A 25,709-nucleotide genomic window follows, 5' to 3' on the forward strand; every position below is an offset into this window, starting at 1 on the left:
ATGAGCACTGTTGACATCCTTTCGCCTGCCGGCGAGAAGACCGGTAGCGTCGAGCTCCCCGCGGAGATCTTCGGCGTGGAGAAGGTCAGCATCCCGCTGATCCACCAGGTCGTCGTCGCGCAGAACGCCGCTGCCCGTCAGGGCACGCACAAGACCAAGCGCCGCGGTGAAGTCCGCGGTGGTGGCAAGAAGCCGTACCGCCAGAAGGGCACCGGCCGCGCCCGTCAGGGTTCGACCCGCGCGCCGCAGTTCGCCGGTGGTGGCGTCGTGCACGGTCCCGTGCCGCGTGACTACTCGCAGCGGACCCCGAAGAAGATGAAGGCCGCGGCCCTGCGCCACGCCCTCACCGACCGGGCCCGCCACAACCGCATCCACGTCGTCACCGGCGTGATCGAGGGCGACACCCCGTCCACGAAGTCCGCTCGGACGCTGTTCGGCAAGATCTCGGAGCGCAAGAACCTGCTCCTGGTCGTCGACCGCGCCGACGAGGCCGCGTGGCTGTCCGCCCGCAACCTGCCCCAGGTGCACATCCTGGAGCCGGGCCAGCTGAACACGTACGACGTGATCGTCTCGGACGACGTGGTCTTCACCCAGGCCGCCCTTGAGTCCTTCGTGTCCGGCCCGAACAAGGCCAACGACACCGAAGGGAGTGACGCCTGATGGCTACGCGTCACCCGAGCATCGCCCCCAAGGCGGCCAAGGCCGCCAAGGCCGCGCGCGTCGCCAAGGCGAAGCGCCACGAGGCCGAGGGCAAGAACACCGTCGTCACCGCGCCCAGCAAGGCGTACACGGACCCCCGTGACGTGCTGCTGAAGCCGGTCGTGTCGGAGAAGAGCTACGCGCTCCTCGACGAGAACAAGTACACGTTCATCGTCGACCCGAACGCCAACAAGACCCAGATCAAGCAGGCCGTCCAGGCGGTCTTCTCGGTCAAGGTCACCGGGGTCAACACGATCAACCGCCAGGGCAAGCGCAAGCGCACCAAGACCGGTTTCGGTCAGCGCGCTTCCACCAAGCGCGCGATCGTGACCCTCGCTGAGGGCGACCGTATCGACATCTTCGGCGGTCCGACCGCGTAAGCGGGTCGGATCGTCCGATATCGGACGAGGACTGAGAAATGGGAATCCGCAAGTACAAGCCGACTACGCCGGGCCGTCGTGGCTCCAGCGTCGCCGACTTCGTCGAGGTCACGCGGTCCACGCCGGAGAAGTCGCTGGTCCGCCCGCTGCACAGCAAGGGCGGCCGTAACAACGCCGGTCGTGTGACCGTTCGCCACCAGGGTGGCGGACACAAGCGCGCCTACCGAGTGATCGACTTCCGTCGTCACGACAAGGACGGCGTGCCGGCGAAGGTCGCGCACATCGAGTACGACCCCAACCGCACCGCGCGCATCGCGCTGCTGCACTACGCGGACGGCGAGAAGCGCTACATCCTCGCCCCGCGCAACCTGCAGCAGGGTGACCGCGTCGAGAACGGTCCCGGGGCCGACATCAAGCCGGGCAACAACCTGGCCCTCCGCAACATCCCGGTCGGTACCACGATCCACGCGATCGAGATCCGTCCCGGTGGCGGTGCCAAGTTCGCCCGCTCCGCCGGTGCCTCCGTGCAGCTGCTCGCGAAGGAGGGCACCATGGCCCACCTCCGCATGCCGTCCGGTGAGATCCGCCTGGTCGACCAGCGCTGCCGCGCCACGGTCGGCGAGGTCGGCAACGCCGAGCAGAGCAACATCAACTGGGGCAAGGCCGGCCGCAAGCGCTGGCTGGGCGTCCGCCCGACCGTCCGCGGTGTGGCGATGAACCCGGTCGACCACCCCCACGGTGGTGGTGAGGGCAAGACCTCCGGTGGTCGCCACCCGGTCAGCCCCTGGGGTCAGAAGGAGGGTCGTACTCGTTCGCCGAAGAAGGCTTCGAACAAGTACATCGTCCGCCGCCGCAAGACGAACAAGAAGCGCTAGGAGCGGGTTTAGATGCCGCGCAGTCTCAAGAAGGGGCCCTTCGTCGACGACCACCTGATCAAGAAGGTGGACGTACAGAACGAGGCAGGCACCAAGAACGTCATCAAGACCTGGTCCCGTCGCTCGATGATCATCCCCAGCATGCTGGGTCACACGATCGCGGTGCACAACGGCAAGACCCACATTCCGGTGTTCGTCACCGAGTCGATGGTCGGCCACAAGCTCGGCGAGTTCTCGCCGACGCGCACCTTCCGGGGTCACGTCAAGGACGACCGGAAGTCGAAGCGCCGCTAAGGCGGGGTGGAATGACCATGACAGACACTGGAAGGACAACCATGGAAGCCAGGGCCCAGGCGCGGTACATCCGCGTCACGCCCATGAAGGCCCGCCGCGTGGTGGACCTCATCCGTGGCATGGACGCCACGGAGGCTCAGGCGGTCCTGCGTTTCGCCCCGCAGGCCGCGAGCGTGCCGGTCGGCAAGGTGCTGGACAGCGCCATCGCCAACGCCGCGCACAACTACGACCACACCGATGTCGACAGCCTCTTCATCTCCGAGGCCTACGTCGATGAGGGCCCGACCCTGAAGCGGTTCCGTCCGCGTGCCCAGGGCCGCGCCTACCGGATCCGCAAGCGGACCAGCCACATCACCGTGGTCGTCAGCAGCAAGGAAGGAACCCGGTAATGGGCCAGAAGGTTAACCCGCATGGGTTCCGGCTCGGCATCACCACGGACTTCAAGTCCCGCTGGTACGCCGACAAGCTGTACAAGGACTACGTCAAGGAAGACGTCGCCATCCGTCGGATGATGACGTCCGGCATGGAGCGCGCCGGCATCTCGAAGGTGGAGATCGAGCGCACCCGTGACCGCGTGCGTGTGGACATCCACACCGCTCGTCCGGGCATCGTCATCGGCCGCCGTGGCGCCGAGGCCGACCGCATCCGCGGCGACCTCGAGAAGCTCACGGGCAAGCAGGTCCAGCTGAACATCCTCGAGGTCAAGAACCCCGAGACGGATGCCCAGCTGGTCGCCCAGGCCGTCGCCGAGCAGCTCTCCTCCCGCGTCTCCTTCCGCCGCGCCATGCGTAAGAGCATGCAGTCGGCGATGAAGGCCGGCGCCAAGGGCATCAAGATCCAGTGCGGTGGCCGCCTCGGTGGCGCCGAGATGTCCCGCTCGGAGTTCTACCGCGAGGGCCGTGTGCCCCTGCACACGCTCCGCGCGAACGTGGACTACGGCTTCTTCGAGGCCAAGACGACCTTCGGCCGCATCGGTGTGAAGGTCTGGATCTACAAGGGCGACGTCAAGAACATCGCCGAGGTCCGTGCCGAGAACGCCGCTGCCCGCGCCGGCAACCGCCCGGCCCGTGGCGGCGGCGGCGCCGACCGCCCGGCCCGTGGTGGCCGCGGTGGCGGTGGCGAGCGGCGCGGTCGCAAGCCGCAGCAGGCTGCCGGTGCCGAGGCCCCCAAGGCCGAGGCCCCCGCCGCCGCTCCGGCTGAGAGCACCGGAACGGAGGCCTGACCGACATGCTGATCCCCCGTAGGGTCAAGCACCGCAAGCAGCACCACCCGAAGCGCCGTGGTCAGGCCAAGGGTGGTACGACGGTCGCGTTCGGCGAGTACGGCATCCAGGCCCTCACGCCGGCGTACGTGACCAACCGCCAGATCGAGGCGGCCCGTATCGCGATGACCCGCCACATCAAGCGTGGCGGCAAGGTCTGGATCAACATCTACCCGGACCGCCCGCTCACGAAGAAGCCTGCCGAGACCCGCATGGGTTCCGGTAAGGGTTCGCCGGAGTGGTGGATCGCGAACGTGCACCCGGGTCGGGTCATGTTCGAGCTGTCCTACCCCAACGAGAAGATCGCCCGTGAGGCCCTCACTCGCGCAGCCCACAAGCTGCCGATGAAGTGCCGGATCGTCAAGCGCGAGGCAGGTGAAGCGTGATGTCGGCCGGTACCAAGGCGTCCGAGCTGCGCGAACTGGGTGACGAGGAGCTTCTCGCGAAGCTCCGCGAAGCCAAGGAAGAGCTGTTCAACCTCCGCTTCCAGGCGGCGACCGGTCAGCTCGAGAACCACGGTCGGCTGAAGGCCGTCCGCAAGGACATCGCGCGGATCTACACCCTGATGCGTGAGCGCGAGCTGGGCATCGAGACGGTGGAGAGCGCCTGATGAGTGAGAACAACGTGACTGAGCAGACTGCAGAGGCCCGCGGCTTCCGCAAGACCCGTGAGGGTCTCGTCGTCAGCGACAAGATGGACAAGACCGTCGTCGTCGCCGTCGAGGACCGCGTCAAGCACGCGCTGTACGGCAAGGTCATCCGCCGTACCAACAAGCTCAAGGCCCACGACGAGCAGAACGCCGCGGGCGTCGGCGACCGCGTCCTCCTCATGGAGACGCGTCCGCTGTCCGCGACGAAGCGCTGGCGCGTCGTCGAGATCCTCGAGAAGGCCAAGTAGGTAGTTCCCGCAAGGGAATTCCCACCAGTACGCCTGCGGGCAACCCCGCAGGACAGTTCCGCCAGGCTCGGCAGGGGCCCCACCTCGTGAAGAGGCGGCCCCTGCCGGGAACCGGCAGACAAACAGGAGATAGACGTGATCCAGCAGGAGTCGCGACTGCGTGTCGCCGACAACACTGGTGCGAAGGAGATCCTTTGCATCCGTGTGCTCGGTGGCTCCGGTCGCCGCTACGCGGGCATCGGTGACGTCATCGTCGCCACCGTCAAGGACGCGATCCCCGGTGGCAACGTGAAGAAGGGTGACGTCGTCAAGGCGGTCATCGTTCGCACCGTCAAGGAGCGCCGCCGTCCGGACGGCTCGTACATCCGCTTCGACGAGAACGCCGCCGTCATTCTGAAGAACGACGGCGACCCTCGCGGCACCCGTATCTTCGGCCCGGTCGGCCGTGAGCTGCGCGAGAAGAAGTTCATGAAGATCATCTCGCTCGCGCCGGAGGTGCTGTAAGCATGAAGATCAAGAAGGGCGACCTGGTCCAGGTCATCACCGGTAAGGACAAGGGCAAGCAGGGCAAGGTCATCGCGGCCTTCCCCCGCGAGGACCGCGTCCTGGTCGAGGGTGTCAACCGGGTCAAGAAGCACACCAAGGCCGGCCCGACCGCCAGCGGTTCCCAGGCCGGCGGCATCGTGACCACCGAGGCCCCGATCCACGTGTCCAACGTTCAGCTGGTCGTGGAGAAGGACGGCAACAAGGTCGTCACGCGTGTCGGTTACCGCTTCGACGACGAGGGCAACAAGATCCGCGTTGCCAAGCGGACGGGTGAGGACATCTGATGGCTACCACCACCACTCCGCGTCTGAAGACGAAGTACCGCGAGGAGATCGCGGGCAAGCTGCGTGAGGAGTTCTCCTACGAGAACGTCATGCAGATCCCCGGCCTCGTCAAGATTGTGGTCAACATGGGTGTGGGCGACGCCGCCCGCGACTCCAAGCTGATCGAGGGCGCGATCCGCGACCTCACCACGATCACCGGTCAGAAGCCGGCCGTCACCAAGGCCCGCAAGTCCATCGCGCAGTTCAAGCTGCGTGAGGGTCAGCCGATCGGTGCTCACGTCACGCTCCGTGGCGACCGCATGTGGGAGTTCCTGGACCGCACCCTGTCGCTGGCGCTTCCGCGCATCCGCGACTTCCGCGGCCTGTCCCCCAAGCAGTTCGACGGCCGTGGCAACTACACCTTCGGTCTCACGGAGCAGGTCATGTTCCACGAGATCGACCAGGACAAGATCGACCGCGTCCGGGGTATGGACATCACCGTGGTCACCACGGCGACCAACGACGCTGAGGGCCGTGCGCTCCTTCGTCACCTCGGCTTCCCCTTCAAGGAGGCGTGAGCGAGATGGCGAAGAAGGCTCTGATTGCCAAGGCTGCTCGTAAGCCCAAGTTCGGAGTACGCGGCTACACGCGCTGCCAGCGCTGCGGCCGTCCGCACTCCGTGTACCGCAAGTTCGGCCTCTGCCGCGTGTGCCTTCGTGAGATGGCTCACCGTGGCGAGCTGCCGGGCGTGACCAAGAGCTCCTGGTAATCCCCGTACTTCGGGATTCCTGAGCTCTCGGTAAGTAAAGGGCAGTGTCAGGTGCCCACCCCTTCATGGCGTAGGCTGGGAGGGTTGGGCGCCTGACGCCCGTACGACTTACTACGCCGTAGGTCCACCGCGCCGCACCCGTCCCGTCTCGGATCGGGGAGAGGGATGGCGCACCAGGAAACCCCGGCGAGAGAGGCCACAGGCCAACTCATGACCATGACTGATCCGATCGCAGACATGCTGACGCGTCTGCGGAACGCGAACTCGGCGTACCACGACTCCGTGACGATGCCGGCATCGAAGATCAAGTCTCACATCGCGGAGATCCTCCAGCAGGAGGGCTTCATCACGGGCTGGAAGATCGAGGACGCCGAGGTGGGCAAGAACCTCACCCTCGAGCTGAAGTTCGGTCCCAACCGTGAGCGCTCCATCGCGGGCATCAAGCGGATCTCCAAGCCCGGTCTCCGGGTTTACGCGAAGTCCACCTCCCTGCCCAAGGTGCTGGGCGGCCTCGGCGTGGCGATCATCTCCACGTCGCACGGTCTCCTCACCGACAAGCAGGCCGGCAAGAAGGGCGTAGGCGGAGAAGTCCTCGCCTACGTCTGGTAGCGGAAGGGAACGGAGGAAACAGCTATGTCGCGCATTGGCAAGCTCCCCATCACGGTTCCCGCCGGCGTGGACGTCACCATCGACGGCCAGACGGTCTCGGTCAAGGGCCCCAAGGGCACGCTGACCCACACCGTCGTTGCGCCGATCGAGATCGCCAAGGGTGAGGACGGCGTTCTGAACGTCACCCGCCCCAACGACGAGCGTCAGAGCAAGGCCCTGCACGGCCTGTCCCGCACGCTGGTGGCGAACATGATCACCGGCGTGACCCAGGGTTACGTGAAGAAGCTCGAGATCAGTGGTGTCGGTTACCGCGTGACCGCGAAGGGCTCGAACCTCGAGTTCGCGCTCGGTTACAGCCACCCGATCACCGTCGAGGCGCCCGAGGGCATCACCTTCAAGGTGGAGACCCCGACCCGCTTCCAGGTCGAGGGCATCGACAAGCAGAAGGTCGGCGAGGTTGCGGCCAACATCCGCAAGCTGCGCAAGCCCGACCCGTACAAGGCCAAGGGCGTCAAGTACGAGGGCGAAGTCATCCGCCGCAAGGTCGGAAAGGCGGGTAAGTAAGCCATGGCATACGGGCAGAAGATCCTGAAGGGCGACGCCTACAAGCGCGCCGCGATCAAGCGCCGTCACATCCGGATCCGCAAGCGGATCGCCGGTACGTCGGAGCGCCCCCGTCTGGTCGTAACCCGCTCGAACCGCCACATCGTGGCCCAGGTGATCGACGACCTCAAGGGTCACACCCTTGCGTCGGCGTCCACCCTGGACACCTCGATCCGCGGTGGCGAGGGCGACAAGTCGGCGCAGGCCAAGCAGGTCGGCGCCCTGGTCGCCGAGCGTGCCAAGGCCGCCGGTGTCGAGGCCGTCGTTTTCGACCGTGGTGGTAACCAGTACGCCGGGCGCATTGCCGCTCTGGCGGACGCAGCCCGCGAGGCCGGACTCAAGTTCTGAGTCCTGGTTCCGTAGCTAGCGGAGACAGAGAGAGGTAATTCCAATGGCTGGACCCCAGCGCCGCGGTGGCGGTGCCGGTGGCGGCGAGCGGCGGGACCGGAAGGGCCGTGACGGCGGCGCAGCTGCCGCCGAGAAGACCGCGTACGTTGAGCGCGTCGTCGCGATCAACCGCGTCGCCAAGGTAGTGAAGGGTGGTCGTCGCTTCAGCTTCACCGCGCTGGTCGTGGTGGGCGATGGTGACGGCACCGTCGGTGTCGGTTACGGCAAGGCCAAGGAGGTGCCGGCCGCCATCGCCAAGGGTGTGGAGGAGGCCAAGAAGCACTTCTTCAAGGTCCCCCGTATCCAGGGCACCATCCCGCACCCGATCACGGGTGAGAAGGCGGCGGGCGTCGTCCTGCTCAAGCCGGCGTCCCCCGGTACCGGCGTTATCGCCGGTGGCCCGGTGCGTGCCGTGCTCGAGTGCGCCGGCGTTCACGACATCCTGTCGAAGTCGCTCGGTTCGTCGAACGCGATCAACATCGTGCACGCGACCGTGGAGGCCCTGAAGGGCCTGCAGCGTCCCGAGGAGATCGCGGCCCGCCGTGGTCTGCCCCTCGAGGACGTCGCTCCCGCGGCTCTGCTTCGTGCGCGTGCCGGGGCTGGTGCTGCGTAATGGCTCAGCTCAAGATCACGCAGACGAAGTCGTACATCGGCAGCAAGCAGAACCACCGTGACACCCTGCGTTCGCTCGGGCTCAAGCGCCTGAACGACGTGGTCGTCAAGGAGGACCGCCCCGAGTTCCGCGGCATGGTGCACACCGTCCGCCACCTCGTGACGGTCGAGGAGGTCGACTGATCATGGCGGAGAACAACCCGCTCAAGATCCACAACCTCCGTCCCGCCCCGGGCGCCAAGACCGCCAAGACCCGTGTGGGTCGTGGTGAGGCGTCGAAGGGTAAGACGGCCGGTCGTGGTACCAAGGGCACGAAGGCCCGTTACCAGGTTCCGGAGCGCTTCGAGGGTGGGCAGATGCCCCTCCACATGCGTCTTCCGAAGCTCAAGGGCTTCAAGAACCCGTTCAAGACCGAGTTCCAGGTCGTGAACCTCGACAAGCTGGCGGCGCTGTACCCGGAGGGTGGCGAGGTCACCGTCGAGGGGCTCGTCGCCAAGGGTGCCGTTCGCAAGAACAGCCTCGTCAAGGTGCTCGGCCAGGGCGAGATCTCCGTGGCGCTGCAGGTGACGGTCGACGCCGTCTCCGGTTCCGCCAAGGAGAAGATCACCGCCGCGGGCGGTACGGTCACCGAGCTCGTCTGAACACCACAGGCGTCTCGATGACTTGAGCGATCCCGACCGGGGATACCCCACAAATGGGGTATCCCCGGTCGGTCGTTCCTAGGGTGGCAGTGTCGCCGGTAAGGTGGCCTGCACTGCCCTCTTTCACAAGGTGCCTCCGATGGGGCACCTTGGGCGGCAGTCGACCGTTACACATGTCGTTGTTCTTATTGGAACCTCAACACCGTCACCCTTGACGCAGACGCGCGGGGGTCGCAGGAGGCACCGTGCTCACCGCGTTCGCCCGGGCGTTCAAGACGCCCGACCTGCGCAAGAAGCTGCTCTTCACGCTCGGCATCATCGTGGTCTACCGGGTCGGCACCCACATCCCGATCCCGGGTGTCGACTACAAGAGCGTCCAGACCTGTGTGGACGAGGCATCCGGCAACCAGGGCCTCTTCGGTCTGGTCAACATGTTCAGCGGCGGCGCGCTGCTGCAGATCACGATCTTCGCGCTGGGCATCATGCCGTACATCACGGCGAGCATCATCCTTCAGCTGCTGACCGTGGTGATCCCGCGACTGGAAGCGCTCAAGAAGGAGGGCCAGTCCGGTACGGCGAAGATCACCCAGTACACCCGCTACCTCACCGTGGCGCTCGCCATCCTCCAGGGCACCGGCCTGGTGGCCACCGCCCGCAGCGGCGCGCTCTTCTCGGGCTGCTCGGTGGCCGGCCAGATCGTCCCGGACCGCGCGATCTTCACCACCATCACCATGGTCATCTGCATGACCGCCGGTACGGCGATGGTCATGTGGCTCGGTGAGCTGATCACCGACCGCGGCATCGGCAACGGCATGTCGATCCTGATGTTCATCTCGATCGCCGCCACCTTCCCCTCCGCGCTGTGGGCCATCAAGAAGCAGGGCACGCTGGCCGACGGCTGGATCGAGTTCGGCACGGTCATCCTCGTCGGCCTGGTCATGGTCGGCCTGGTGGTCTTCGTCGAGCAGGCCCAGCGCCGCATCCCCGTGCAGTACGCCAAGCGCATGATCGGCCGCCGGTCCTACGGCGGTACGTCGACGTACATCCCGCTGAAGGTGAACCAGGCCGGTGTGATCCCGGTCATCTTCGCCTCGTCGCTGCTCTACATCCCGGCGCTGATCGTGCAGTTCTCCAACTCGCAGGCGGGCTGGGCGACCTGGATCACGCAGAACCTGGCGGACACGGCGGCGCCCGCGCACATCACCCTCTACTTCTTCCTGATCGTCTTCTTCGCCTTCTTCTACGTGGCCATCTCCTTCAACCCCGAGGAAGTCGCCGACAACATGAAGAAGTATGGTGGCTTCATCCCGGGCATCCGGGCTGGCCGACCGACCGCTGAGTACCTGAGCTACGTACTCAACCGGATCACCTGGCCGGGTTCGCTGTATCTGGGGCTGATCGCTCTCGTGCCGACGATGGCGTTGGCCGGTTTCGGGGCAAACCAGAACTTCCCGTTCGGTGGTACCAGCATCCTGATCATCGTGGGTGTGGGCCTCGAGACGGTGAAGCAGATCGAGAGCCAGCTTCAGCAGCGCAATTACGAAGGGTTCCTCCGCTGATGCGTATCGTCCTCGTCGGGCCGCCGGGCGCCGGTAAGGGAACGCAGGCCACTCGTCTAGCCGAGAAGCTGCGCGTACCTCACATCTCCACGGGCGACCTGTTCCGCGCCAACATCAGCCAGCAGACGGAGCTCGGGAAGCTCGCGAAGTCCTACATGGACGCCGGCAACCTCGTCCCCGACGAGGTCACCATCGCCATGGCGAAGGACCGCATGGAGCAGCCGGACGCCGAGCGCGGCTTCCTGCTCGACGGTTTCCCGCGCAACGTCTCGCAGGCCGAGGCGCTGGACGAGCTGCTCACCACCGAGGGCATCGAGCTGGACGCGGTACTGGACCTGGAGGCCCCCGAGGAGGAGGTCGTCAAGCGGATCGCCGGCCGGCGCATCTGCCGCAACGACTCCTCCCACGTCTTCCACGTGACGTACAAGAAGCCGTCGCAGGACGGCGTCTGCGACGTCTGCGGCGGGGAGCTGTACCAGCGCGACGACGACTCCGAGGACACCGTCCGCACGCGGCTCGAGGTCTACCACACGCAGACCGAGCCGATCATCGACTACTACAAGGCGCAGGGCCTGGTCGTGACGATCGAGGCCATGGGCCCGGTCGACGAGGTCACCGGCCGTGCGCTGGCGGCACTGAAGCGCGAGGACGAGAGCCAGTAGGTTCCCGTCCCGGTACGGCCGTGGAGTCCTCCGGGACGCCACGGCCGTACTGTTGTGTACGTATGTCATCGACCGACCTGAGTGACGGAGAGCGCAGGCCCCCCATGGTGCAGATCAAGAGCCCCGAGCAGATCGCCAAGATGCGCGCGGCGGGCCTGGTCGTCGCCGCCATCCACGCGGCGACGCGGGAAGCGGCGGTGCCCGGGGCGACCACGAAGGACCTCGACGAGGTCGCCCGCAAGGTCCTCGCCGAGCACGGCGCGAAGTCGAACTTCCTCGGCTACGGCGGCTTCCCCGCGACCATCTGTACCTCGGTGAACGACGTCGTCGTCCACGGCATCCCCTCCGACGAGGTCGTCCTCAAGGACGGGGACATCATCTCCGTCGACTGCGGGGCGATCGTCGACGGCTGGCACGGTGACGCCGCCTACACCGCCTTCGTCGGCTCCGGTCACGCCCCGGAGCTGATCGAGCTGTCCCGGGTGACCGAGGAGTCGATGTGGGCCGGCATCGCGGCGATGAAGCAGGGCAACCGGCTGGTGGACGTGTCGCGGGCCATCGAGACGTACATCCGCCGCCAGCCGAAGCCGGGCGGCGGACGGTACGGGATCATCGAGGACTACGGCGGCCACGGCATCGGCACCGAGATGCACATGGACCCGCACCTGCTGAACTACGTCGACCGCAAGCGGGGCAAGGGGCCCAAGCTGGTCCCCGGGCTCTGCCTGGCCATCGAGCCGATGGTGTCGCTGGGGACGCCGCGGACCGAGGTCCTCGCGGACGACTGGACCGTCATCACCACGGACGGGACCTGGTCGTCGCACTGGGAGCACTCGGTGGCGCTGACCGAGCAGGGGCCGCTGGTGCTGACCGCGGTGGACGGCGGGAAGGCCAAGCTCGCCGAGCACGGGGTCGTGGCCGCGCCCGACCCGCTGGGCTGAGGGTGCCGGGCGGGGGCTCGAGGTGTCTCGCCCCCGCCGCCCCTTCCCGTCCCGGCCCTTCTTCCCGGCCCTTCTTCCCGGCCCGTCCCGGCCGGGGACCGCTTAAGGATCTCCTGGAACGGGCAGACTTCCTCGATTCGTGTTTCCGGGTGCGCTGACGTAGACTGACTCGTCGGCTCTTGTGCACCCGCATGTCTGTATGCGCCCGTAAGGGAAAGCCCAGGAGTCGATCAAGGTAGTCGATTCGAAGGGCGAAGCGTGGCCAAGAAGCAAGGTGCCATCGAGATCGAGGGCACTGTCGTCGAGTCTCTTCCGAACGCCATGTTCAGGGTCGAGCTCCAGAACGGCCACCAGGTCCTGGCACACATCAGCGGCAAGATGCGCATGCACTACATCCGCATCCTCCCTGACGACCGGGTCGTGGTGGAGCTGTCTCCGTACGACCTGACGCGTGGCCGGATCGTCTACCGGTACAAGTAGATCTTGCCCAGGCCCCGTGCGTTCCCGCCCGGGGTGGCCGGCAACTGACCCGGAGAACCTCACATCCCATGAAGGTCAAGCCGAGCGTCAAGAAGATCTGCGACAAGTGCAGGGTGATCCGCCGTCACGGTCGGGTCATGGTCATCTGCGAGAACCCGCGCCACAAGCAGCGCCAGGGCTGACCGCACACAGATCGCACCCTCTGCATCACGCAGAATCTTCGCGCGACGCGAGCTGAATATGTTCATACGCAGAACCCAGACCTGTGGTCTGACACCCCCGGTTCGGAGGCCGGGGACCCAGTCCGTACCAAATCTTCCAGGGCATCCCGGGAAGAGGACGGCGGCTGGGAGGCGGTTCTGCGGAAGACCTCCGAAGATCACCAGGAGCCATTGAATGGCACGCGTTTCCGGTGTTGACATCCCGCGCGAAAAGCGCGTGGAGGTCGCCCTCACCTACGTGTTCGGCATCGGCCGGACCCTGTCCCAGGAGACGCTGGCTGCGACCGGCGTCGACCCCAACACCCGCGTTCGCGACCTCTCCGAGGAGCAGCTCGTCGCGATCCGCGAGTACGTGGACGCCAACATCAAGACCGAGGGTGACCTCCGTCGCGAGATCCAGGCCGACATCCGCCGCAAGGTCGAGATCGGCTGCTACCAGGGTCTCCGTCACCGTCGTGGTCTGCCCGTCCGCGGTCAGCGCACCAGCACGAACGCCCGTACCCGCAAGGGCCCGCGTCGCGCCATCGCCGGCAAGAAGAAGCCGGGCAAGAAGTAGTCCTCAGCGGACGCTCATCAGCGGTCTTCGCTGTAGGACCGACCACCTCCCGTAGGAGTAATAGATGCCCCCCAAGGGTCGTCAGGGCGCTGCCAAGAAGGTGCGCCGCAAGGAAAAGAAGAACGTCGCGCACGGCCAGGCGCACATCAAGAGCACGTTCAACAACACGATCGTGTCCATCACGGACCCGGCCGGAAACGTGATCTCGTGGGCCTCCGCCGGCCACGTCGGTTTCAAGGGCTCGCGCAAGTCCACGCCGTTCGCCGCGCAGATGGCCGCCGAGTCGGCCGCCCGTCGCGCGCAGGAGCACGGCATGCGCAAGGTCGACGTGTTCGTCAAGGGCCCGGGCGCCGGTCGTGAGACCGCCATCCGTTCCCTGCAGGCCACGGGCCTCGAGGTCGGCTCCATCCAGGACGTCACCCCGACCCCGCACAACGGTTGCCGTCCGCCGAAGCGCCGCCGCGTCTGACGCACGGGCTCACGGCGGCTCGCCGGCCGGCCGGGGGTGCGGGGGTCGTCCCCCGCACGACGCGGCACGGTTGCCGTCCGCCGAAGCGCCGCCGCGTCTGACGCACGGCCGTTTGCCGGACTGAGGTTCTCGGGCGGTACGGCTCCTCGGAGTCGTGTCGCCCGTACCCTTGTCTCATATCAGGGCGTCAAATAGCGGGCGCCCCTGACAGAAGGAACGCAACATGCTGATTGCTCAGCGTCCCTCGTTGACCGAAGAGGTCGTCGACGAGTTCCGCTCCCGGTTCGTGATCGAGCCGCTGGAGCCGGGCTTCGGCTACACCCTCGGCAACTCCCTCCGCCGGACCCTCCTGTCCTCGATCCCGGGTGCGGCGGTCACGTCCATCCGCATCGACGGCGTGCTGCACGAGTTCACCACCGTGCCGGGCGTCAAGGAGGACGTCACCGACCTGATCCTCAACATCAAGCAGCTGGTCGTCTCCTCGGAGCACGACGAGCCGGTCGTGATGTACCTGCGCAAGCAGGGCCCGGGTCTGGTCACCGCCGCCGACATCGCGCCCCCGGCCGGTGTCGAGGTGCACAACCCCGACCTCGTCCTCGCCACGCTCAACGGCAAGGGCAAGCTGGAGATGGAGCTGACCGTCGAGCGCGGCCGCGGCTACGTCTCCGCCGTGCAGAACAAGCAGGTCGGTCAGGAGATCGGGCGCATCCCGGTCGACTCGATCTACTCGCCGGTCCTCAAGGTCACCTACAAGGTCGAGGCGACGCGTGTCGAGCAGCGCACCGACTTCGACAAGCTGATCGTCGACGTCGAGACCAAGCAGGCGATGCGTCCGCGTGACGCCATGGCCTCCGCCGGCAAGACGCTGGTCGAGCTGTTCGGTCTCGCCCGCGAGCTGAACATCGACGCCGAGGGCATCGACATGGGCCCGTCCCCCACGGACGCCGCCCTCGCCGCTGACCTCGCCCTGCCGATCGAGGAGCTGGAGCTCACCGTTCGGTCGTACAACTGCCTCAAGCGTGAGGGCATCCACTCCGTGGGTGAGCTCGTCGCCCGCTCCGAGGCCGACCTGCTCGACATCCGCAACTTCGGTGCGAAGTCGATCGACGAGGTCAAGGCGAAGCTGGCCGGCATGGGCCTGGCCCTCAAGGACAGCCCGCCCGGATTCGACCCGACCGCCGCGGCGGACGCCTTCGGCGCGGACGACGACGCGGACGCCGGGTTCGTGGAGACCGAGCAGTACTGATCCGTTTTCGGCTGCGGGACCGCTGTGGCTGGTCGCGCAGTTCCCCGCGCCCCCAGGGGCGCGGGGTCTCCGACGGGCGACCGCCCGCTCGGATACTGACTTCGGTACCTGATACGGCCGGGGCAGACACTGAGGAGAAAGACCATGCCGAAGCCCACCAAGGGTGCCCGTCTGGGCGGCAGCGCCGCGCACGAGAAGATGCTGCTCGCGAACCTCGCGAAGCAGCTGTTCGAGCACGGCCGCATCACCACCACCGAGGCGAAGGCCCGCCGTCTGCGGCCGTACGCCGAGCGTCTGGTCACCAAGGCGAAGAAGGGCGACCTTCACAACCGTCGCCAGGTGCTCCAGGTCATCTCGGACAAGGGCATCGTGCACACGCTCTTCACCGAGATCGGCCCGCGCTACGAGAACCGCCCGGGTGGCTACACCCGCATCACCAAGATCGGTAACCGCCGTGGCGACAACGCGCCCATGGCCGTCATCGAGCTGGTCGAGGCGCTGACCGTGGCGCAGCAGGCGACCGGTGAGGCCGAGGCCGCGACGAAGCGCGCGGTCAAGGAAGACGCCCTGAAGAAGGACGAGGCCGCCGAGGCCAAGTCCGACGAGGTCGTCGAGGACGCTGCCGAGGCCAAGGCCGAGGACGCGTCCGAGGAGTCGAAGGACGCCTGAGGCTCTGCCTTGCATGTGAGCGGGTCCTCCCTTCGGGGCGGGCCCGCTCTCGCGTTGTCGAGAGGATCCAGGAGTGAGTGACGAAGTACAGCCCGGGTTCGTACGGGTGCGGCTGGACCTGTCCTACGACGGGGCGGAGTTCTCGGGGTGGGCCAGGCAGGCCGGCGGACGGCGGACCGTGCAGGGCGAGATCGAGGACGCCCTGCGGACCGTCACGCGGTCGGGGGAGACGTACGAGCTGACCGTGGCCGGGCGTACGGACGCCGGTGTGCACGCGCGGGGGCAGGTCGCGCACGTTGATTTGCCGCGCGAGGTCTGGGCGGAGCATCACGCCAAGCTGCTCAAGCGGCTCGCCGGGCGGCTCCCCAGGGACGTCCGGGTGTGGGCGCTGCGGGAGGCGCCCGCCGGTTTCAACGCACGCTTCTCGGCGGTCTGGCGGCGGTACGCCTACCGGGTCACCGACAACCCCGGCGGGGTCGACCCGCTGCTGCGCGGTCACGTCCTCTGGCACGACTGGCCCCTCGACGTCGACGCCATGAACGAGGCCGCCGGGCGGCTGCTGGGGGAGCACGACTTCGCCGCCTACTGCAAGCGGCGGGAGGGGGCGACCACGATCCGCACGCTCCAGGAGCTGAGCCTGGTGCGCGGCGGGGACGGGATCGTCACGGCGACCGTGCGGGCCGACGCCTTCTGCCACAACATGGTGCGCTCGCTGATCGGGGCGCTGCTGTTCGTGGGGGACGGGCACCGGGGCCCGGAGTGGCCGGGGAAGGTGCTGGCCGCGGGCGTACGGGACTCGGCGGTGCACGTCGTCCGGCCGCACGGGCTGACGCTGGAGGAGGTCGGCTATCCGGCCGACGAACTGCTGGCCGCGCGCAGCAAGGAGGCGCGGAACCGGCGGACGCTGCCCGGGGCCGGGTGCTGCTGACCCGCCCCCGGGGAGCGGGTCACTGGTTCGCCGCCGCCGAGGCCTGGGTCTCGCCGCGGCGGCGGATCTGCTGGAACGCGAACTCCGCGAGGCCGTCGCCGGCGGCGAAGACCTGGGTGTCCTTCGTCGTCACGTCCTTGCCGTCGGTGAAGCCCGTGATCGTGAAGTAGGCGTACCGGCCGTAGGAGTTGGTCGTCGAGCGGCAGATCGCGCCGGCGCAGAAGGACTTGGCGTCGGTGCCGGGCAGCGCCTTGATGATGCTGCTCTTGTCGGCCTGGCCCTTGGCCTTGAGGGCCTGGGCCTCGGTGTCGAAGACGGCCACCCCGACCGTCACGGCGATGCCGTCCTTGACGTAGGTCACGCGCATCAGGCGGGTGCAGCCGTTGGCGGTCAGCACCTTGGGCAGGGTGCCCTGGGCGGCGGTGACGCAGTTGGTGGTGTCGGCCTTCGAGGCCTTCTTGTAGACGGCCGCGCCCATCGTCAGCTGCCTGCCCGGGAACATGATGTCCGGGCCGTTGGGCGCGCCGTCCTTGGCCTTGCTGGAGACGAACTCCTTCGGGTCCAGCGGCGGCGGGGCGCTGGTCGGTGCGAAGGACGGCGTCCCGGACGCGCTCGGCAGGTCGGCGGTGGCGGGCAGCGAGGAGGCAGGACGGTTGGACGCCTCGTCACCGCCGTTCGCCGACACCACGGCCATGGCCACGGCGGTGCCGACGCCGAGCGTCGCGAGCACGCCCCCGCCTATCAGCAGCAGCCGGCGGCGCTTGTTGCGCGACTCCGACGCCTCGGCGAGCGCGGCCCAGTCCGGCGAAGGGTCCGTGGCACCGCTGGTCCACGGCTGCTGGGAGTTCGGTTTCCAGGGATCCCACTGGGACTGAGGTCCCCCCTGCCCATAGCTCATGCGCCGCATCTTAGACGGGGCGAGAGGTGTGCTGTTCCGCCCCAACAGGCTCCGCTGCCCCTAGCGTTCGGGGAATGAGTACGGGCAAAGGTGATATCTCGGGGTGGTTGGTACGACGTTCTCCCTGGCCGTCGTGGCTGGGGCTGGTGGCGGTGCTGGGCGCGCTGACGGGGCATGTGGCGCGGGCCACCCCGGACGGCGGCATGGACAACGCGATCGTCGTCCGGGCGGCGCGCGCCTGGCTGGAGGGGAGGTCCCCGTACGACGACCCGCACTTCCTGTACCTGCCGGGTGCGGTGCTCGCCGCCGTGCCGCAGGCGCTGCTGCCGCCGGAGGTGCTGCGCGTGCTGGTGCCGGCGTTCGTCACGGCCTGTCTGGTGGGCGGCTGGGGGTGCGCGCTGCGGCTGCACCGGGTGCCGCTGGACAGCCGGCTCGCGGTGCTCGGGCTGACCGCGCTCGCGGCCGGCTTCGCGCCCTTCGGGCACCTGGTCCGGCTGGGCAACTGGACGGCGACGGCGGTCCTGGCCCTGCCGCTGGGGCTGCTGCTGGCGAGCCGCGGCCGGTGGACGGCGGCGGGCGCGGTGCTCGGTACGGTCCTGGCGCTGAAACCGCTGCTGGCCCCGCTGGCCCTGCTGTTCCTCTTCGCGGGCCGCTGGAAGGCGCTCGCCGTCATGGCCGCGGTCCCGGCGCTGGCCTCCGGTGCGAGCGCCCTGCTGCTGCCCGACCCGGCCGGGTTCCTCACCCGGACCCTGCCCTTCCTGCTGCACGGCCAGGACGCCTTCGTGCGGCTCTACGAGGCCTCTTTGGGGGCCGTGCTGCCGCGGCTGGGGGTGCCCGAGCTCGCGGCCCGGACGTTCGCGTCGGCCGCCTGCGTGGCGGGGCTGGTCGCGGCGTACCGGCGCTGGGGCCGTGCCGATCCCGGTCCGTTGCGGCTCTCCGAGACCGCGGCGGGGCTGATGCTCTCGGTGTTCCTGGTCTCACGGCCGTCGTACGACCACTACCTGCTCGTCGTCGTGCCGCTGCTGCTGGCCGGGCTGCCGTACCCGGGCTCGGTGGCGCGCGGACCGTGGTTCTGGCTGGCGATGGTCCCGCAGCTACCGGGCCTGACCTGGCCTTATCTGGAGACGGTGCAGCGTCGGGCCTTCCGGGACGCGGTGACGTTGGGTGTCCTGGCCGTGACGGTGGCCCGTCGGTGCGGCCCGCGTCCGCCGGTGGGGCCGGGCGCACCGGCGGACGCGGACCGGCAGGCGGCGGTTCCCGGCGGCGATCACATTTACACTGGATGAGAAGAAGCAGCGTTCCCGGCGGCCGAAGGCCCCGTTTTGACCCGGCCGAGCCACCGCGGGTATCCTGCATCTTCGTTGTGTATTGGCTTGCTCATTCTCACGGGACGGGCCCTTACACCGGTCCACCGGGCCGATGACCAGCGACCTGCACGCGGTATGCGTCACCGCAGTGCGGTCAGGGCTGTCGTGATCGTCTTCGGTGACCTTGTCAGGACCACTCACTCGAAGCGAAGGCTACGAACCGTGCGTACGTACAGCCCCAAGCCCGGCGATGTGACGCGCCAGTGGCACGTCATCGACGCTCAGGACATCGTCCTGGGTCGTCTCGCCAGCACCGCCGCCTCCATCCTGCGCGGCAAGCACAAGCCGATCTACGCCCCTCACGTCGACACCGGTGACTTCGTCATCATCATCAACGCCGACAAGGTGCACCTGTCCGGCAACAAGCGGACCCAGAAGATGGCGTACCGCCACTCCGGCTACCCGGGTGGTCTGCGCTCCGTCCGTTACGACGAGCTGCTGGACAAGAACCCCGAGAAGGCCATCGAGAAGGCCGTCAAGGGCATGCTCCCGAAGAACACGCTGGGCCGTCAGATGCTCTCGAAGCTGAAGGTCTACAAGGGTGACCAGCACCCGCACGGCGCGCAGCAGCCGCAGCCGTTCGAGATCACCCAGGTCGCGCAGTAAGTCCGGCCACACCGCCCCAAGCTGAAGAGAATCTGAGGAGAACCGTGGCCGAGACCACTGCCGAGCAGCCGCTCGAAGAGCTTGACATCGACAGCTACACCACCGAGTCCGAGGTGCCCGTCGAGGGCGAGTACACCTCCGAGTCGCTGGCCTCCCGCTTCGGCGAGCCGCAGCCGGCCGCCGGCCTGGGCCGTCGCAAGAACGCCATCGCCCGTGTCCGGATCGTTCCGGGCTCCGGCAAGTGGAAGATCAACGGTCGCACCCTCGAGGACTACTTCCCGAACAAGGTGCACCAGCAGGAAGTCAACGAGCCGTTCAAGGTCCTCGAGCTCGAGGGCCGCTACGACGTCATCGCCCGCATCGCCGGTGGCGGTGTCTCCGGTCAGGCCGGTGCGCTCCGTCTCGGTGTCGCCCGCGCGCTGAACGAGGCCGACGTCGACAACAACCGCGGCCCGCTGAAGAAGGCCGGCTTCCTCACGCGCGACGACCGCGCGGTCGAGCGCAAGAAGGCCGGTCTCAAGAAGGCCCGCAAGGCCCCGCAGTACAGCAAGCGCTAAGCTTCGCTGCCTGCTAGTACGGGCTGTGGGCCGATCGGCCCGCCCCTCCGTACTCCGAACGCCCCGGCGGCACGCCACAGTGCCGTCGGGGCGTTCGTTTTCTCGCAGCCGTGGGCGTATAACGGCACAAGGTGCTCAAAGGCTTGTGTGATCGGATGTTCAGGGCATCAGATGCCTGAACGCGGGAGCCGCCGCTGATCCGTCGACGCGCCGCACGGCTTTCGAAACTGACGCTTCCTCAGGAGGACAAGTGGGACGACTCTTCGGCACGGACGGCGTGCGCGGTGTCGCCAACGTGGATCTCACGGCCGAGATGGCGCTGGGCCTCTCCGTCGCGGCGGCGCACGTGCTGGCCGAGGCGGGCACCTTCGCGGGCCACCGGCCGGTGGCGGTCGTCGGACGGGACCCGCGTGCCTCCGGGGAGTTCCTCGAAGCGGCCGTCGTGGCCGGTCTGGCCAGCGCGGGCGTCGACGTCCTGCGGGTCGGCGTGCTGCCGACGCCCGCGGTCGCCTACCTGACCGGCTCGCTCGGTGCCGACCTCGGCGTGATGCTCTCCGCCAGCCACAACGCCATGCCCGACAACGGCATCAAGTTCTTCGCCCGCGGCGGCCACAAGCTCGCCGACGAGCTGGAGGACAGGATCGAGACGGTCTACGACGAGCACCGCACCGGCGCTCCCTGGGACCGTCCGACCGGCGCCGGCGTCGGCCGGGTGCGCTCGTACGACGAGGGGTTCGACCGGTACGTCGCCCACCTGATCGCCGTCCTGCCGAACCGGCTCGACGGGCTGAAGATCGTCCTGGACGAGGCGCACGGAGCCGCCGCCCGGGTCTCGCCCGAGGCCTTCACGCGGGCCGGCGCCGAGGTCGTCACGATCGGCGCCGAGCCGGACGGCCTCAACATCAACGACGGCTGCGGCTCCACCCACCTGGACAAGCTGAAGGCCGCCGTCGTCGAGCACGGAGCCGCCCTCGGTATCGCGCACGACGGTGACGCCGACCGCTGCCTGGCCGTGGACCACACCGGCGAGGAGATCGACGGGGACCAGATCCTCGCCGTGCTCGCGCTCGCGATGCGGGAGCGGGGCGCCCTGCGCTCGGACACCGTCGTCGCGACCGTCATGTCCAACCTCGGCTTCAAGATGGCGATGGAGCGCGAGGGCATCTCGCTCGTGCAGGCCGCCGTGGGCGACCGGTACGTGCTGGAGGAGATGAAGCAGCACGGGTACGCGCTCGGCGGTGAGCAGTCCGGGCACGTGATCATCCTCGACCACGCCACCACCGGTGACGGCACGCTGACCGGGCTGATGCTGGCGGCGCGGGTCGCCGAGAGCGGACGGACGCTCCGGGAGCTGGCGTCCGTCATGGAGCGGCTGCCGCAGGTGCTGATCAACGTGCCCGACGTGGACAGGTCCCGGGTCGCCAGTTCGGCGGACCTCGCGGCCGCGGTCGGCGAGGCCGAGCGGGAGCTGGGCGCCACCGGGCGGGTACTGCTGCGGCCCTCCGGGACCGAGCCGCTGGTGCGGGTCATGGTGGAGGCGGCGGACATCGACCAGGCGCGGTCCGTCGCGGGGCGGCTGGCCGACGCCGTGAAGTCGGCGCTCGGTTAGGGCCTCTCGCCTGGATCATGCCGGGCTCGCGGGGTCCGGCCTGATCCAGACGAAACACGCCCTAGCTCCGCGGGGCGGATCCGGGGTCGGTTCGCGGGCGGGGCGCCGTCCGACGCCTCCTCGCCAGCGACCAGAGCCACTTCTGCAGCAGCAGGGTCAGGGTCCCCGCCAGGATGATGGCCAGCAGGTTCAGCAGGAGTTGTTGCGAGGAGCGCAGGGTCTGGTGGGTGTCGCCGTAGATCAGGGCCACGGCCGCGTTGGCGGCGGCCGGGACGGTGGTGACCGAGATGGCGACGCCGACCAGGGCGCCCGACTTCGCCGAGGTGAGGGAGAGGGTGCCGGCGGCGCCGGCGAGGACCGCCACCACGAAGGAGAACCAGTCCGGGGCGTAGACGAACCCCGTGTTCGGGCGGTCGCCCTCCAGCTGGTCCTTGGTGAACAGGCCCACGGCGTCCATGAAGAGACTGAAGCCCGCCGTCACCGCCATCGCCGCGGCGAAGCCCACCAGCAGGGCGACCAGCGAACGCAGGGCCAGGCGCGGCGCGCGCTGCACGGCGGCCGTGCAGATGCCGGCCAGGGGGCCGAACTCCGGGCCGACCGCCATCGCGCCCACGATCAGGATCGCGTTGTCGAGCACCACACCGCAGGCCGCGATCATCGTCGCCAGGGTGATGAAGGCGACGTAGGTGACCGAGAGGGTCGACTCCTCGTGCGTCGCCTCGACCAGGTGCTCCCACAGGACCGCGTCGGCGGCCTCGCCCGGGGCGTCCGCCTCGGCCCGGTCGGCTCGCTGCGACAGGGACAGGTCGATGTTCTCGGCGGCGATCGAGCCGGTCTTCTCCAGGCCCAACTCCTGTAGATCGGTGAGGAGTTGGTCGCCCGCCTCGCGTGCCACGTCGCACATGACGACGTCGCCCCGGGGATCGCGGGCGGCGCCCGGCAGCACCACGAGGTGGGTGGCGCCGACCGTGTTCTCGATCAGGCGGACCGCGTCGTCGGTGCGGTCGGGCGGAGTGATCAGGCGCAGGTGCAGCATGGCGCCCTTTCTAACAGCACCGCGGTGCGGCTCGTCCGGGAGGGGTCCGGGCCCGGGTCAGAGCTTGCGCAGGCTCAGCCGTTGCACCTTGTGGTCCGGGCCCTTGCGCAGGACGAGGGCCGCGCGACCGCGGGTGGGGGCGATGTTCTCCACCAGGTTGGGCTTGTTGACGGTGCGCCACATCGTGCGGGCGTAGTCGAGGGCCTCGTCCTCGGAGACCTGGGTGTACTTGCGGAAGTACGAGTGCGGGTCCTGGAAGGCGGTCGCGCGCAGCTTGCGGAAGCGGTTGAGGTACCAGTGCTCGATGTCCTCGACGCGCGCGTCGACGTACACGCTGAAGTCGAAGTAGTCGGCGAGACCGACGCGGGTGCGGCCGTCCTTGCCGGGGAGCGCGGGCTGGAGGACGTTCAGGCCCTCGACGATGAGGATGTCGGGGCGGCGGACCGTGAGGCGCCGGTCGGGCACGATGTCGTAGATCAGGTGGGAGTAGACGGGTGCGGTGACCTCGTCCTTCCCGGCCTTGATGTCGGCGACGAACCGGGTGAGGGCGCGGCGGTCGTACGACTCGGGGAAACCTTTCCGCGACATCAGGCCGCGGGCCTCCAGCTCCTTGGTGGGGAGCAGGAAGCCGTCGGTGGTGACCAGCTCGACGCGGGGGTGTTCCGGCCAGCGTGAGAGGAGGGCCTGGAGGAGGCGGGCGACCGTGGACTTGCCCACCGCCACCGAGCCGGCCACTCCTATGACGAACGGGGTGCCGGACTGGGAGCCCTGTTCGCCGAGGAAGGTGTTCAGGGCCGAGCGCAGGCCGTCGGTGGCGCCCACGTACAGGTTCAGCAGCCGGGACAGCGGGAGGTAGATGTCACGGACCTCGTCGAGATCGATGACGTCACCGAGGCCGCGCAGCTGCTCGACCTCCTCGGCCGTGAGGGGCTGCGGCGTCTTGTTGCGCAGCGCGCTCCACTCGGAACGGGTGAGGTCGACGTAGGGAGTCGCCTCCGGCCGGTGCCGGTGGGCGCTCCGCGGTGTCGAGGAGACCGGAGAGATCACAGTCCATTGTTAACGGAGTTCGAACGGGATGGCAGGTGGGATCCGTCACCCCGGCCGCCGATGGACGCGAGGTGCCGCCCCGTGGCGTGCATACCCCCGTGGGAATTTCCGAATTCGGGCACGTGGAGGCCCTTTCGGGGTCTCGTCCCGCCGTACGCTGCCGGTCATGTGTGGAATCGTGGGATACGTGGGGTCTCAGCCGGCTCTCGAGGTCGTCATGGCCGGGCTGAAGCGGCTGGAGTACCGGGGATACGACTCGGCGGGCGTCGCCGTCCTGGCGGACGGAGGGCTCGCCGCCGCCAAGAAGGCGGGCAAACTCGTCAATCTGGAGAAGGAACTGGGGGCCCGGCCGCTGCCGACCGGTACGACCGGCCTCGGGCACACACGGTGGGCCACGCACGGCGGGCCGACCGACGCCAACGCCCATCCGCACCTGGACAACGCCGGACGCGTCTGCGTCGTGCACAACGGGATCATCGAGAACTTCGCCGCGCTGCGCGCCGAGTTGGCCGAGCGCGGGCACGAGCTGCGCTCCGAGACCGACACCGAGGCCGTGGCCCATCTGCTCGCCGAGGAGCACTCGGCGACCGGTGACCTCGCGGAGGCCATGCGGCTGGTGTGCCGGCGGCTGGAGGGGGCGTTCACGCTCGTCGCGGTGCACGCCGACGAGCCGGACGTGGTGGTCGGGGCACGCCGCAACTCGCCGCTGGTGGTGGGCGTCGGGGACGGCGAGGCCTTCCTCGCCTCGGACGTCGCCGCGTTCATCGCCCACACGCGGTCGGCGATCGAGCTGGGCCAGGACCAGGTGGTGGAGCTGCGCCGGGACGGGGTGACGGTCACCGGCTTCGACGGCCGTCCGGCCGAGGTGCGGTCGTACCACGTCGACTGGGACGCGTCGGCCGCGGAGAAGGGGGGCCACGACTACTTCATGCTCAAGGAGATCGCCGAGCAGCCCAAGGCCGTCGCCGACACCCTGCTCGGCCGGATCGACGTCTCCGGCGCGCTGACCCTGGACGAGGTGCGGATCCCGGCCGCGGAGCTGCGCGAGGTCGACAAGGTCGTCATCGTCGCCTGCGGCACGGCGTTCCACGCGGGACTGATCGCCAAGTACGCCATCGAGCACTGGACGCGGATCCCCTGCGAGGTGGAGCTGGCCAGCGAGTTCCGGTACCGGGACCCCATCCTGGGCGCGCGGTCGCTCGTGATCGCCATCTCGCAGTCCGGCGAGACCATGGACACCCTGATGGCGCTGCGGCACGCCCGTGAGCAGGGCTCCAAGGTGCTGGCGATCTGCAACACCAACGGGTCGACCATCCCGCGCGAGTCGGACGCGGTGCTGTACACCCATGCCGGGCCCGAGGTGGCCGTCGCCTCCACCAAGGCGTTCCTGACGCAGCTGGTGGCCTGCTACCTCGTCGCCCTGTACCTCGGCCAGGTGCGCGGCACCCAGTGGGGGGACGAGATCCGGGCCGTCGTGCGGGACCTGGCGCGGATCTCCGGGGAGGTCGAGCGGGTGCTGGAGACCATGGAGCCGGTGCGGGAGCTGGCGCGGTCGCTCGCCGGCAAGAACACCGTGCTGTTCCTCGGGCGGCACGTCGGTCATCCGGTGGCTCTGGAGGGCGCCCTGAAGCTGAAGGAGCTGGCGTACATGCACGCCGAGGGCTTCGCGGCCGGTGAGCTGAAGCACGGGCCGATCGCGCTCATCGAGGAGGACCTGCCGGTCGTCGTCGTGGTGCCGTCCCCGCGGGGGCGGTCCGTGCTGCACGACAAGATCGTCTCCAACATCCAGGAGATCCGGGCGCGGGGCGCGCGGACGATCGTGATCGCGGAGGAGGGCGACGAGGCGGTCGTGCCGTACGCCGACCATCTCGTACGGATCCCCGCGACGCCGACGCTGTTGCAGCCGCTGGTGGCGACGGTGCCGTTGCAGGTGTTCGCCTGCGAGCTGGCCACGGCGCGGGGGAACGAGGTGGACCAGCCCCGGAACCTGGCGAAGTCGGTCACGGTGGAGTAGGCGGGCTG

General features: G+C 68.5%; 37 protein-coding genes. 34 read left to right on the plus strand and 3 right to left on the minus strand.

Annotated features, from left to right (window positions below; all coding sequences use genetic code 11):
- The 29 genes from rplD (at position 1) to truA (ending at position 16,567) form a co-directional block, all read left to right on the plus strand.
- Positions 1–660: a 50S ribosomal protein L4 gene (rplD, locus tag ACIP5W_RS00145; RefSeq protein WP_382785971.1), complete on the plus strand. Its 660-nt coding sequence runs from the start codon at positions 1–3 to the stop codon at positions 658–660.
- Positions 660–1,079 carry a 50S ribosomal protein L23 gene (rplW, locus tag ACIP5W_RS00150; protein WP_363172337.1) on the plus strand — a complete coding sequence of 140 codons (420 nt, stop codon included), beginning with the start codon at positions 660–662 and terminating at the stop codon, positions 1,077–1,079. Before rplD ends, rplW begins: the two co-directional genes overlap by 1 nt.
- A 38-nt stretch (positions 1,080–1,117) precedes the next feature.
- The gene (gene rplB, locus ACIP5W_RS00155; protein ID WP_030039757.1) at positions 1,118–1,954 is read left to right on the plus strand and encodes a 50S ribosomal protein L2; all 837 of its coding nucleotides are present in this window, start codon (positions 1,118–1,120) and stop codon (positions 1,952–1,954) included.
- Positions 1,955–1,966: 12 nt separating this feature from the next.
- Positions 1,967–2,248, plus strand: a complete 282-nt coding sequence (rpsS, locus tag ACIP5W_RS00160) for a 30S ribosomal protein S19 (RefSeq protein WP_363089032.1) — start codon at positions 1,967–1,969, stop codon at positions 2,246–2,248.
- 41 nt (positions 2,249–2,289) lie between these two features.
- A complete protein-coding gene (rplV, locus tag ACIP5W_RS00165) occupies positions 2,290–2,637 on the plus strand; it encodes a 50S ribosomal protein L22 (protein WP_006130776.1) in 348 nt (115 codons plus the stop codon).
- Complete coding sequence (gene rpsC, locus ACIP5W_RS00170; protein WP_366059592.1) at positions 2,637–3,470, plus strand: 30S ribosomal protein S3; 834 nt, start codon at positions 2,637–2,639, stop codon at positions 3,468–3,470. The genes rplV and rpsC overlap by 1 nt, the downstream gene beginning before the upstream one ends.
- Before the next feature lie 5 nt (positions 3,471–3,475).
- Positions 3,476–3,895: a 50S ribosomal protein L16 gene (gene rplP, locus ACIP5W_RS00175; RefSeq protein ID WP_004927269.1), complete on the plus strand. Its 420-nt coding sequence runs from the start codon at positions 3,476–3,478 to the stop codon at positions 3,893–3,895.
- The gene (gene rpmC / locus ACIP5W_RS00180) at positions 3,895–4,119 is read left to right on the plus strand and encodes a 50S ribosomal protein L29 (protein WP_003998824.1); all 225 of its coding nucleotides are present in this window, start codon (positions 3,895–3,897) and stop codon (positions 4,117–4,119) included. Before rplP ends, rpmC begins: the two co-directional genes overlap by 1 nt.
- A complete protein-coding gene (rpsQ, locus tag ACIP5W_RS00185; RefSeq protein WP_009327090.1) occupies positions 4,119–4,406 on the plus strand; it encodes a 30S ribosomal protein S17 in 288 nt (95 codons plus the stop codon). The genes rpmC and rpsQ overlap by 1 nt, the downstream gene beginning before the upstream one ends.
- A 135-nt stretch (positions 4,407–4,541) precedes the next feature.
- Complete coding sequence (rplN, locus tag ACIP5W_RS00190; RefSeq protein ID WP_003998823.1) at positions 4,542–4,910, plus strand: 50S ribosomal protein L14; 369 nt, start codon at positions 4,542–4,544, stop codon at positions 4,908–4,910.
- 2 nt (positions 4,911–4,912) lie between these two features.
- On the plus strand, positions 4,913–5,236 hold the full coding sequence (gene rplX, locus ACIP5W_RS00195; RefSeq protein WP_033272457.1) for a 50S ribosomal protein L24: 324 nt from the start codon (positions 4,913–4,915) through the stop codon (positions 5,234–5,236).
- Positions 5,236–5,793, plus strand: coding sequence for a 50S ribosomal protein L5 (rplE, locus tag ACIP5W_RS00200; RefSeq protein WP_030788262.1), 558 nt, complete (start codon positions 5,236–5,238; stop codon positions 5,791–5,793). The genes rplX and rplE overlap by 1 nt, the downstream gene beginning before the upstream one ends.
- A gap of 5 nt (positions 5,794–5,798) precedes the next feature.
- Positions 5,799–5,984 carry a type Z 30S ribosomal protein S14 gene (locus tag ACIP5W_RS00205; RefSeq protein WP_003948630.1) on the plus strand — a complete coding sequence of 62 codons (186 nt, stop codon included), beginning with the start codon at positions 5,799–5,801 and terminating at the stop codon, positions 5,982–5,984.
- A gap of 210 nt (positions 5,985–6,194) precedes the next feature.
- A complete protein-coding gene (gene rpsH, locus ACIP5W_RS00210; RefSeq protein WP_073491923.1) occupies positions 6,195–6,593 on the plus strand; it encodes a 30S ribosomal protein S8 in 399 nt (132 codons plus the stop codon).
- 24 nt (positions 6,594–6,617) lie between these two features.
- Positions 6,618–7,157, plus strand: coding sequence for a 50S ribosomal protein L6 (gene rplF / locus ACIP5W_RS00215; protein WP_058923759.1), 540 nt, complete (start codon positions 6,618–6,620; stop codon positions 7,155–7,157).
- A gap of 3 nt (positions 7,158–7,160) precedes the next feature.
- Positions 7,161–7,544, plus strand: a complete 384-nt coding sequence (gene rplR / locus ACIP5W_RS00220) for a 50S ribosomal protein L18 (protein ID WP_398097245.1) — start codon at positions 7,161–7,163, stop codon at positions 7,542–7,544.
- Positions 7,545–7,587: 43 nt separating this feature from the next.
- Complete coding sequence (gene rpsE / locus ACIP5W_RS00225; RefSeq protein WP_013001409.1) at positions 7,588–8,196, plus strand: 30S ribosomal protein S5; 609 nt, start codon at positions 7,588–7,590, stop codon at positions 8,194–8,196.
- The gene (gene rpmD / locus ACIP5W_RS00230) at positions 8,196–8,378 is read left to right on the plus strand and encodes a 50S ribosomal protein L30 (RefSeq protein WP_030788246.1); all 183 of its coding nucleotides are present in this window, start codon (positions 8,196–8,198) and stop codon (positions 8,376–8,378) included. The genes rpsE and rpmD overlap by 1 nt, the downstream gene beginning before the upstream one ends.
- Before the next feature lie 2 nt (positions 8,379–8,380).
- Positions 8,381–8,836, plus strand: coding sequence for a 50S ribosomal protein L15 (gene rplO, locus ACIP5W_RS00235; protein WP_003974249.1), 456 nt, complete (start codon positions 8,381–8,383; stop codon positions 8,834–8,836).
- A gap of 245 nt (positions 8,837–9,081) precedes the next feature.
- Positions 9,082–10,395, plus strand: a complete 1,314-nt coding sequence (gene secY, locus ACIP5W_RS00240; protein WP_401464338.1) for a preprotein translocase subunit SecY — start codon at positions 9,082–9,084, stop codon at positions 10,393–10,395.
- Positions 10,395–11,057 (plus strand): adenylate kinase, encoded by a 663-nt coding sequence (locus tag ACIP5W_RS00245; protein WP_401464340.1) that lies wholly within the window; start codon positions 10,395–10,397, stop codon positions 11,055–11,057. Before secY ends, ACIP5W_RS00245 begins: the two co-directional genes overlap by 1 nt.
- Positions 11,058–11,161: 104 nt before the next feature.
- Positions 11,162–11,998, plus strand: a complete 837-nt coding sequence (map, locus tag ACIP5W_RS00250) for a type I methionyl aminopeptidase (RefSeq protein WP_401464343.1) — start codon at positions 11,162–11,164, stop codon at positions 11,996–11,998.
- A 258-nt stretch (positions 11,999–12,256) separates the two neighbouring features.
- The gene (infA, locus tag ACIP5W_RS00255) at positions 12,257–12,478 is read left to right on the plus strand and encodes a translation initiation factor IF-1 (RefSeq protein ID WP_004927214.1); all 222 of its coding nucleotides are present in this window, start codon (positions 12,257–12,259) and stop codon (positions 12,476–12,478) included.
- Between the two features lie 68 nt (positions 12,479–12,546).
- The gene (rpmJ, locus tag ACIP5W_RS00260) at positions 12,547–12,660 is read left to right on the plus strand and encodes a 50S ribosomal protein L36 (RefSeq protein WP_003998809.1); all 114 of its coding nucleotides are present in this window, start codon (positions 12,547–12,549) and stop codon (positions 12,658–12,660) included.
- A gap of 214 nt (positions 12,661–12,874) precedes the next feature.
- Positions 12,875–13,255, plus strand: coding sequence for a 30S ribosomal protein S13 (gene rpsM / locus ACIP5W_RS00265; protein WP_020132619.1), 381 nt, complete (start codon positions 12,875–12,877; stop codon positions 13,253–13,255).
- A gap of 64 nt (positions 13,256–13,319) precedes the next feature.
- Complete coding sequence (gene rpsK / locus ACIP5W_RS00270) at positions 13,320–13,724, plus strand: 30S ribosomal protein S11 (protein WP_010354218.1); 405 nt, start codon at positions 13,320–13,322, stop codon at positions 13,722–13,724.
- A gap of 223 nt (positions 13,725–13,947) precedes the next feature.
- Positions 13,948–14,970, plus strand: a complete 1,023-nt coding sequence (locus tag ACIP5W_RS00275; protein ID WP_003966937.1) for a DNA-directed RNA polymerase subunit alpha — start codon at positions 13,948–13,950, stop codon at positions 14,968–14,970.
- A 144-nt stretch (positions 14,971–15,114) separates the two neighbouring features.
- On the plus strand, positions 15,115–15,639 hold the full coding sequence (rplQ, locus tag ACIP5W_RS00280) for a 50S ribosomal protein L17 (RefSeq protein WP_392240446.1): 525 nt from the start codon (positions 15,115–15,117) through the stop codon (positions 15,637–15,639).
- 73 nt (positions 15,640–15,712) lie between these two features.
- Positions 15,713–16,567: a tRNA pseudouridine(38-40) synthase TruA gene (gene truA / locus ACIP5W_RS00285; RefSeq protein ID WP_401464347.1), complete on the plus strand. Its 855-nt coding sequence runs from the start codon at positions 15,713–15,715 to the stop codon at positions 16,565–16,567.
- A 19-nt stretch (positions 16,568–16,586) separates the two neighbouring features.
- Here the strand turns inward: truA and ACIP5W_RS00290 are convergent, their stop codons facing one another.
- A complete protein-coding gene (locus ACIP5W_RS00290; RefSeq protein WP_401464350.1) occupies positions 16,587–17,465 on the minus strand; it encodes a hypothetical protein in 879 nt (292 codons plus the stop codon).
- Between the two features lie 74 nt (positions 17,466–17,539).
- Between ACIP5W_RS00290 and ACIP5W_RS00295 the strand changes: the two genes are divergently transcribed.
- The 4 genes from ACIP5W_RS00295 (at position 17,540) to glmM (ending at position 21,604) form a co-directional block, all read left to right on the plus strand.
- Entirely contained in the window at positions 17,540–18,751 is a 1,212-nt protein-coding gene (locus ACIP5W_RS00295; RefSeq protein ID WP_401464353.1) for a glycosyltransferase family 87 protein, read from the plus strand.
- Between the two features lie 243 nt (positions 18,752–18,994).
- Positions 18,995–19,438 carry a 50S ribosomal protein L13 gene (rplM, locus tag ACIP5W_RS00300; RefSeq protein WP_189718044.1) on the plus strand — a complete coding sequence of 148 codons (444 nt, stop codon included), beginning with the start codon at positions 18,995–18,997 and terminating at the stop codon, positions 19,436–19,438.
- A 44-nt stretch (positions 19,439–19,482) separates the two neighbouring features.
- A complete protein-coding gene (rpsI, locus tag ACIP5W_RS00305; RefSeq protein ID WP_401464357.1) occupies positions 19,483–19,995 on the plus strand; it encodes a 30S ribosomal protein S9 in 513 nt (170 codons plus the stop codon).
- Positions 19,996–20,245: 250 nt separating this feature from the next.
- Positions 20,246–21,604, plus strand: a complete 1,359-nt coding sequence (gene glmM, locus ACIP5W_RS00310; protein ID WP_401464360.1) for a phosphoglucosamine mutase — start codon at positions 20,246–20,248, stop codon at positions 21,602–21,604.
- Between the two features lie 61 nt (positions 21,605–21,665).
- On the opposite strand, the gene ACIP5W_RS00315 is transcribed toward glmM, so the two are convergent.
- Together ACIP5W_RS00315 and coaA are read right to left on the minus strand one after the other, a co-directional pair.
- Entirely contained in the window at positions 21,666–22,640 is a 975-nt protein-coding gene (locus tag ACIP5W_RS00315; protein WP_401464363.1) for a DUF389 domain-containing protein, read from the minus strand.
- Between the two features lie 57 nt (positions 22,641–22,697).
- Complete coding sequence (coaA, locus tag ACIP5W_RS00320; RefSeq protein WP_401464366.1) at positions 22,698–23,687, minus strand: type I pantothenate kinase; 990 nt, start codon at positions 23,685–23,687, stop codon at positions 22,698–22,700.
- A gap of 166 nt (positions 23,688–23,853) precedes the next feature.
- Between coaA and glmS the strand changes: the two genes are divergently transcribed.
- A complete protein-coding gene (gene glmS, locus ACIP5W_RS00325) occupies positions 23,854–25,701 on the plus strand; it encodes a glutamine--fructose-6-phosphate transaminase (isomerizing) (protein ID WP_401464369.1) in 1,848 nt (615 codons plus the stop codon).
- Positions 25,702–25,709: the final 8 nt, after the last annotated feature.

The organism is Streptomyces sp. NPDC088766 (assembly GCF_044750845.1).
Taxonomy (GTDB): Bacteria; Actinomycetota; Actinomycetes; order Streptomycetales; family Streptomycetaceae; genus Streptomyces.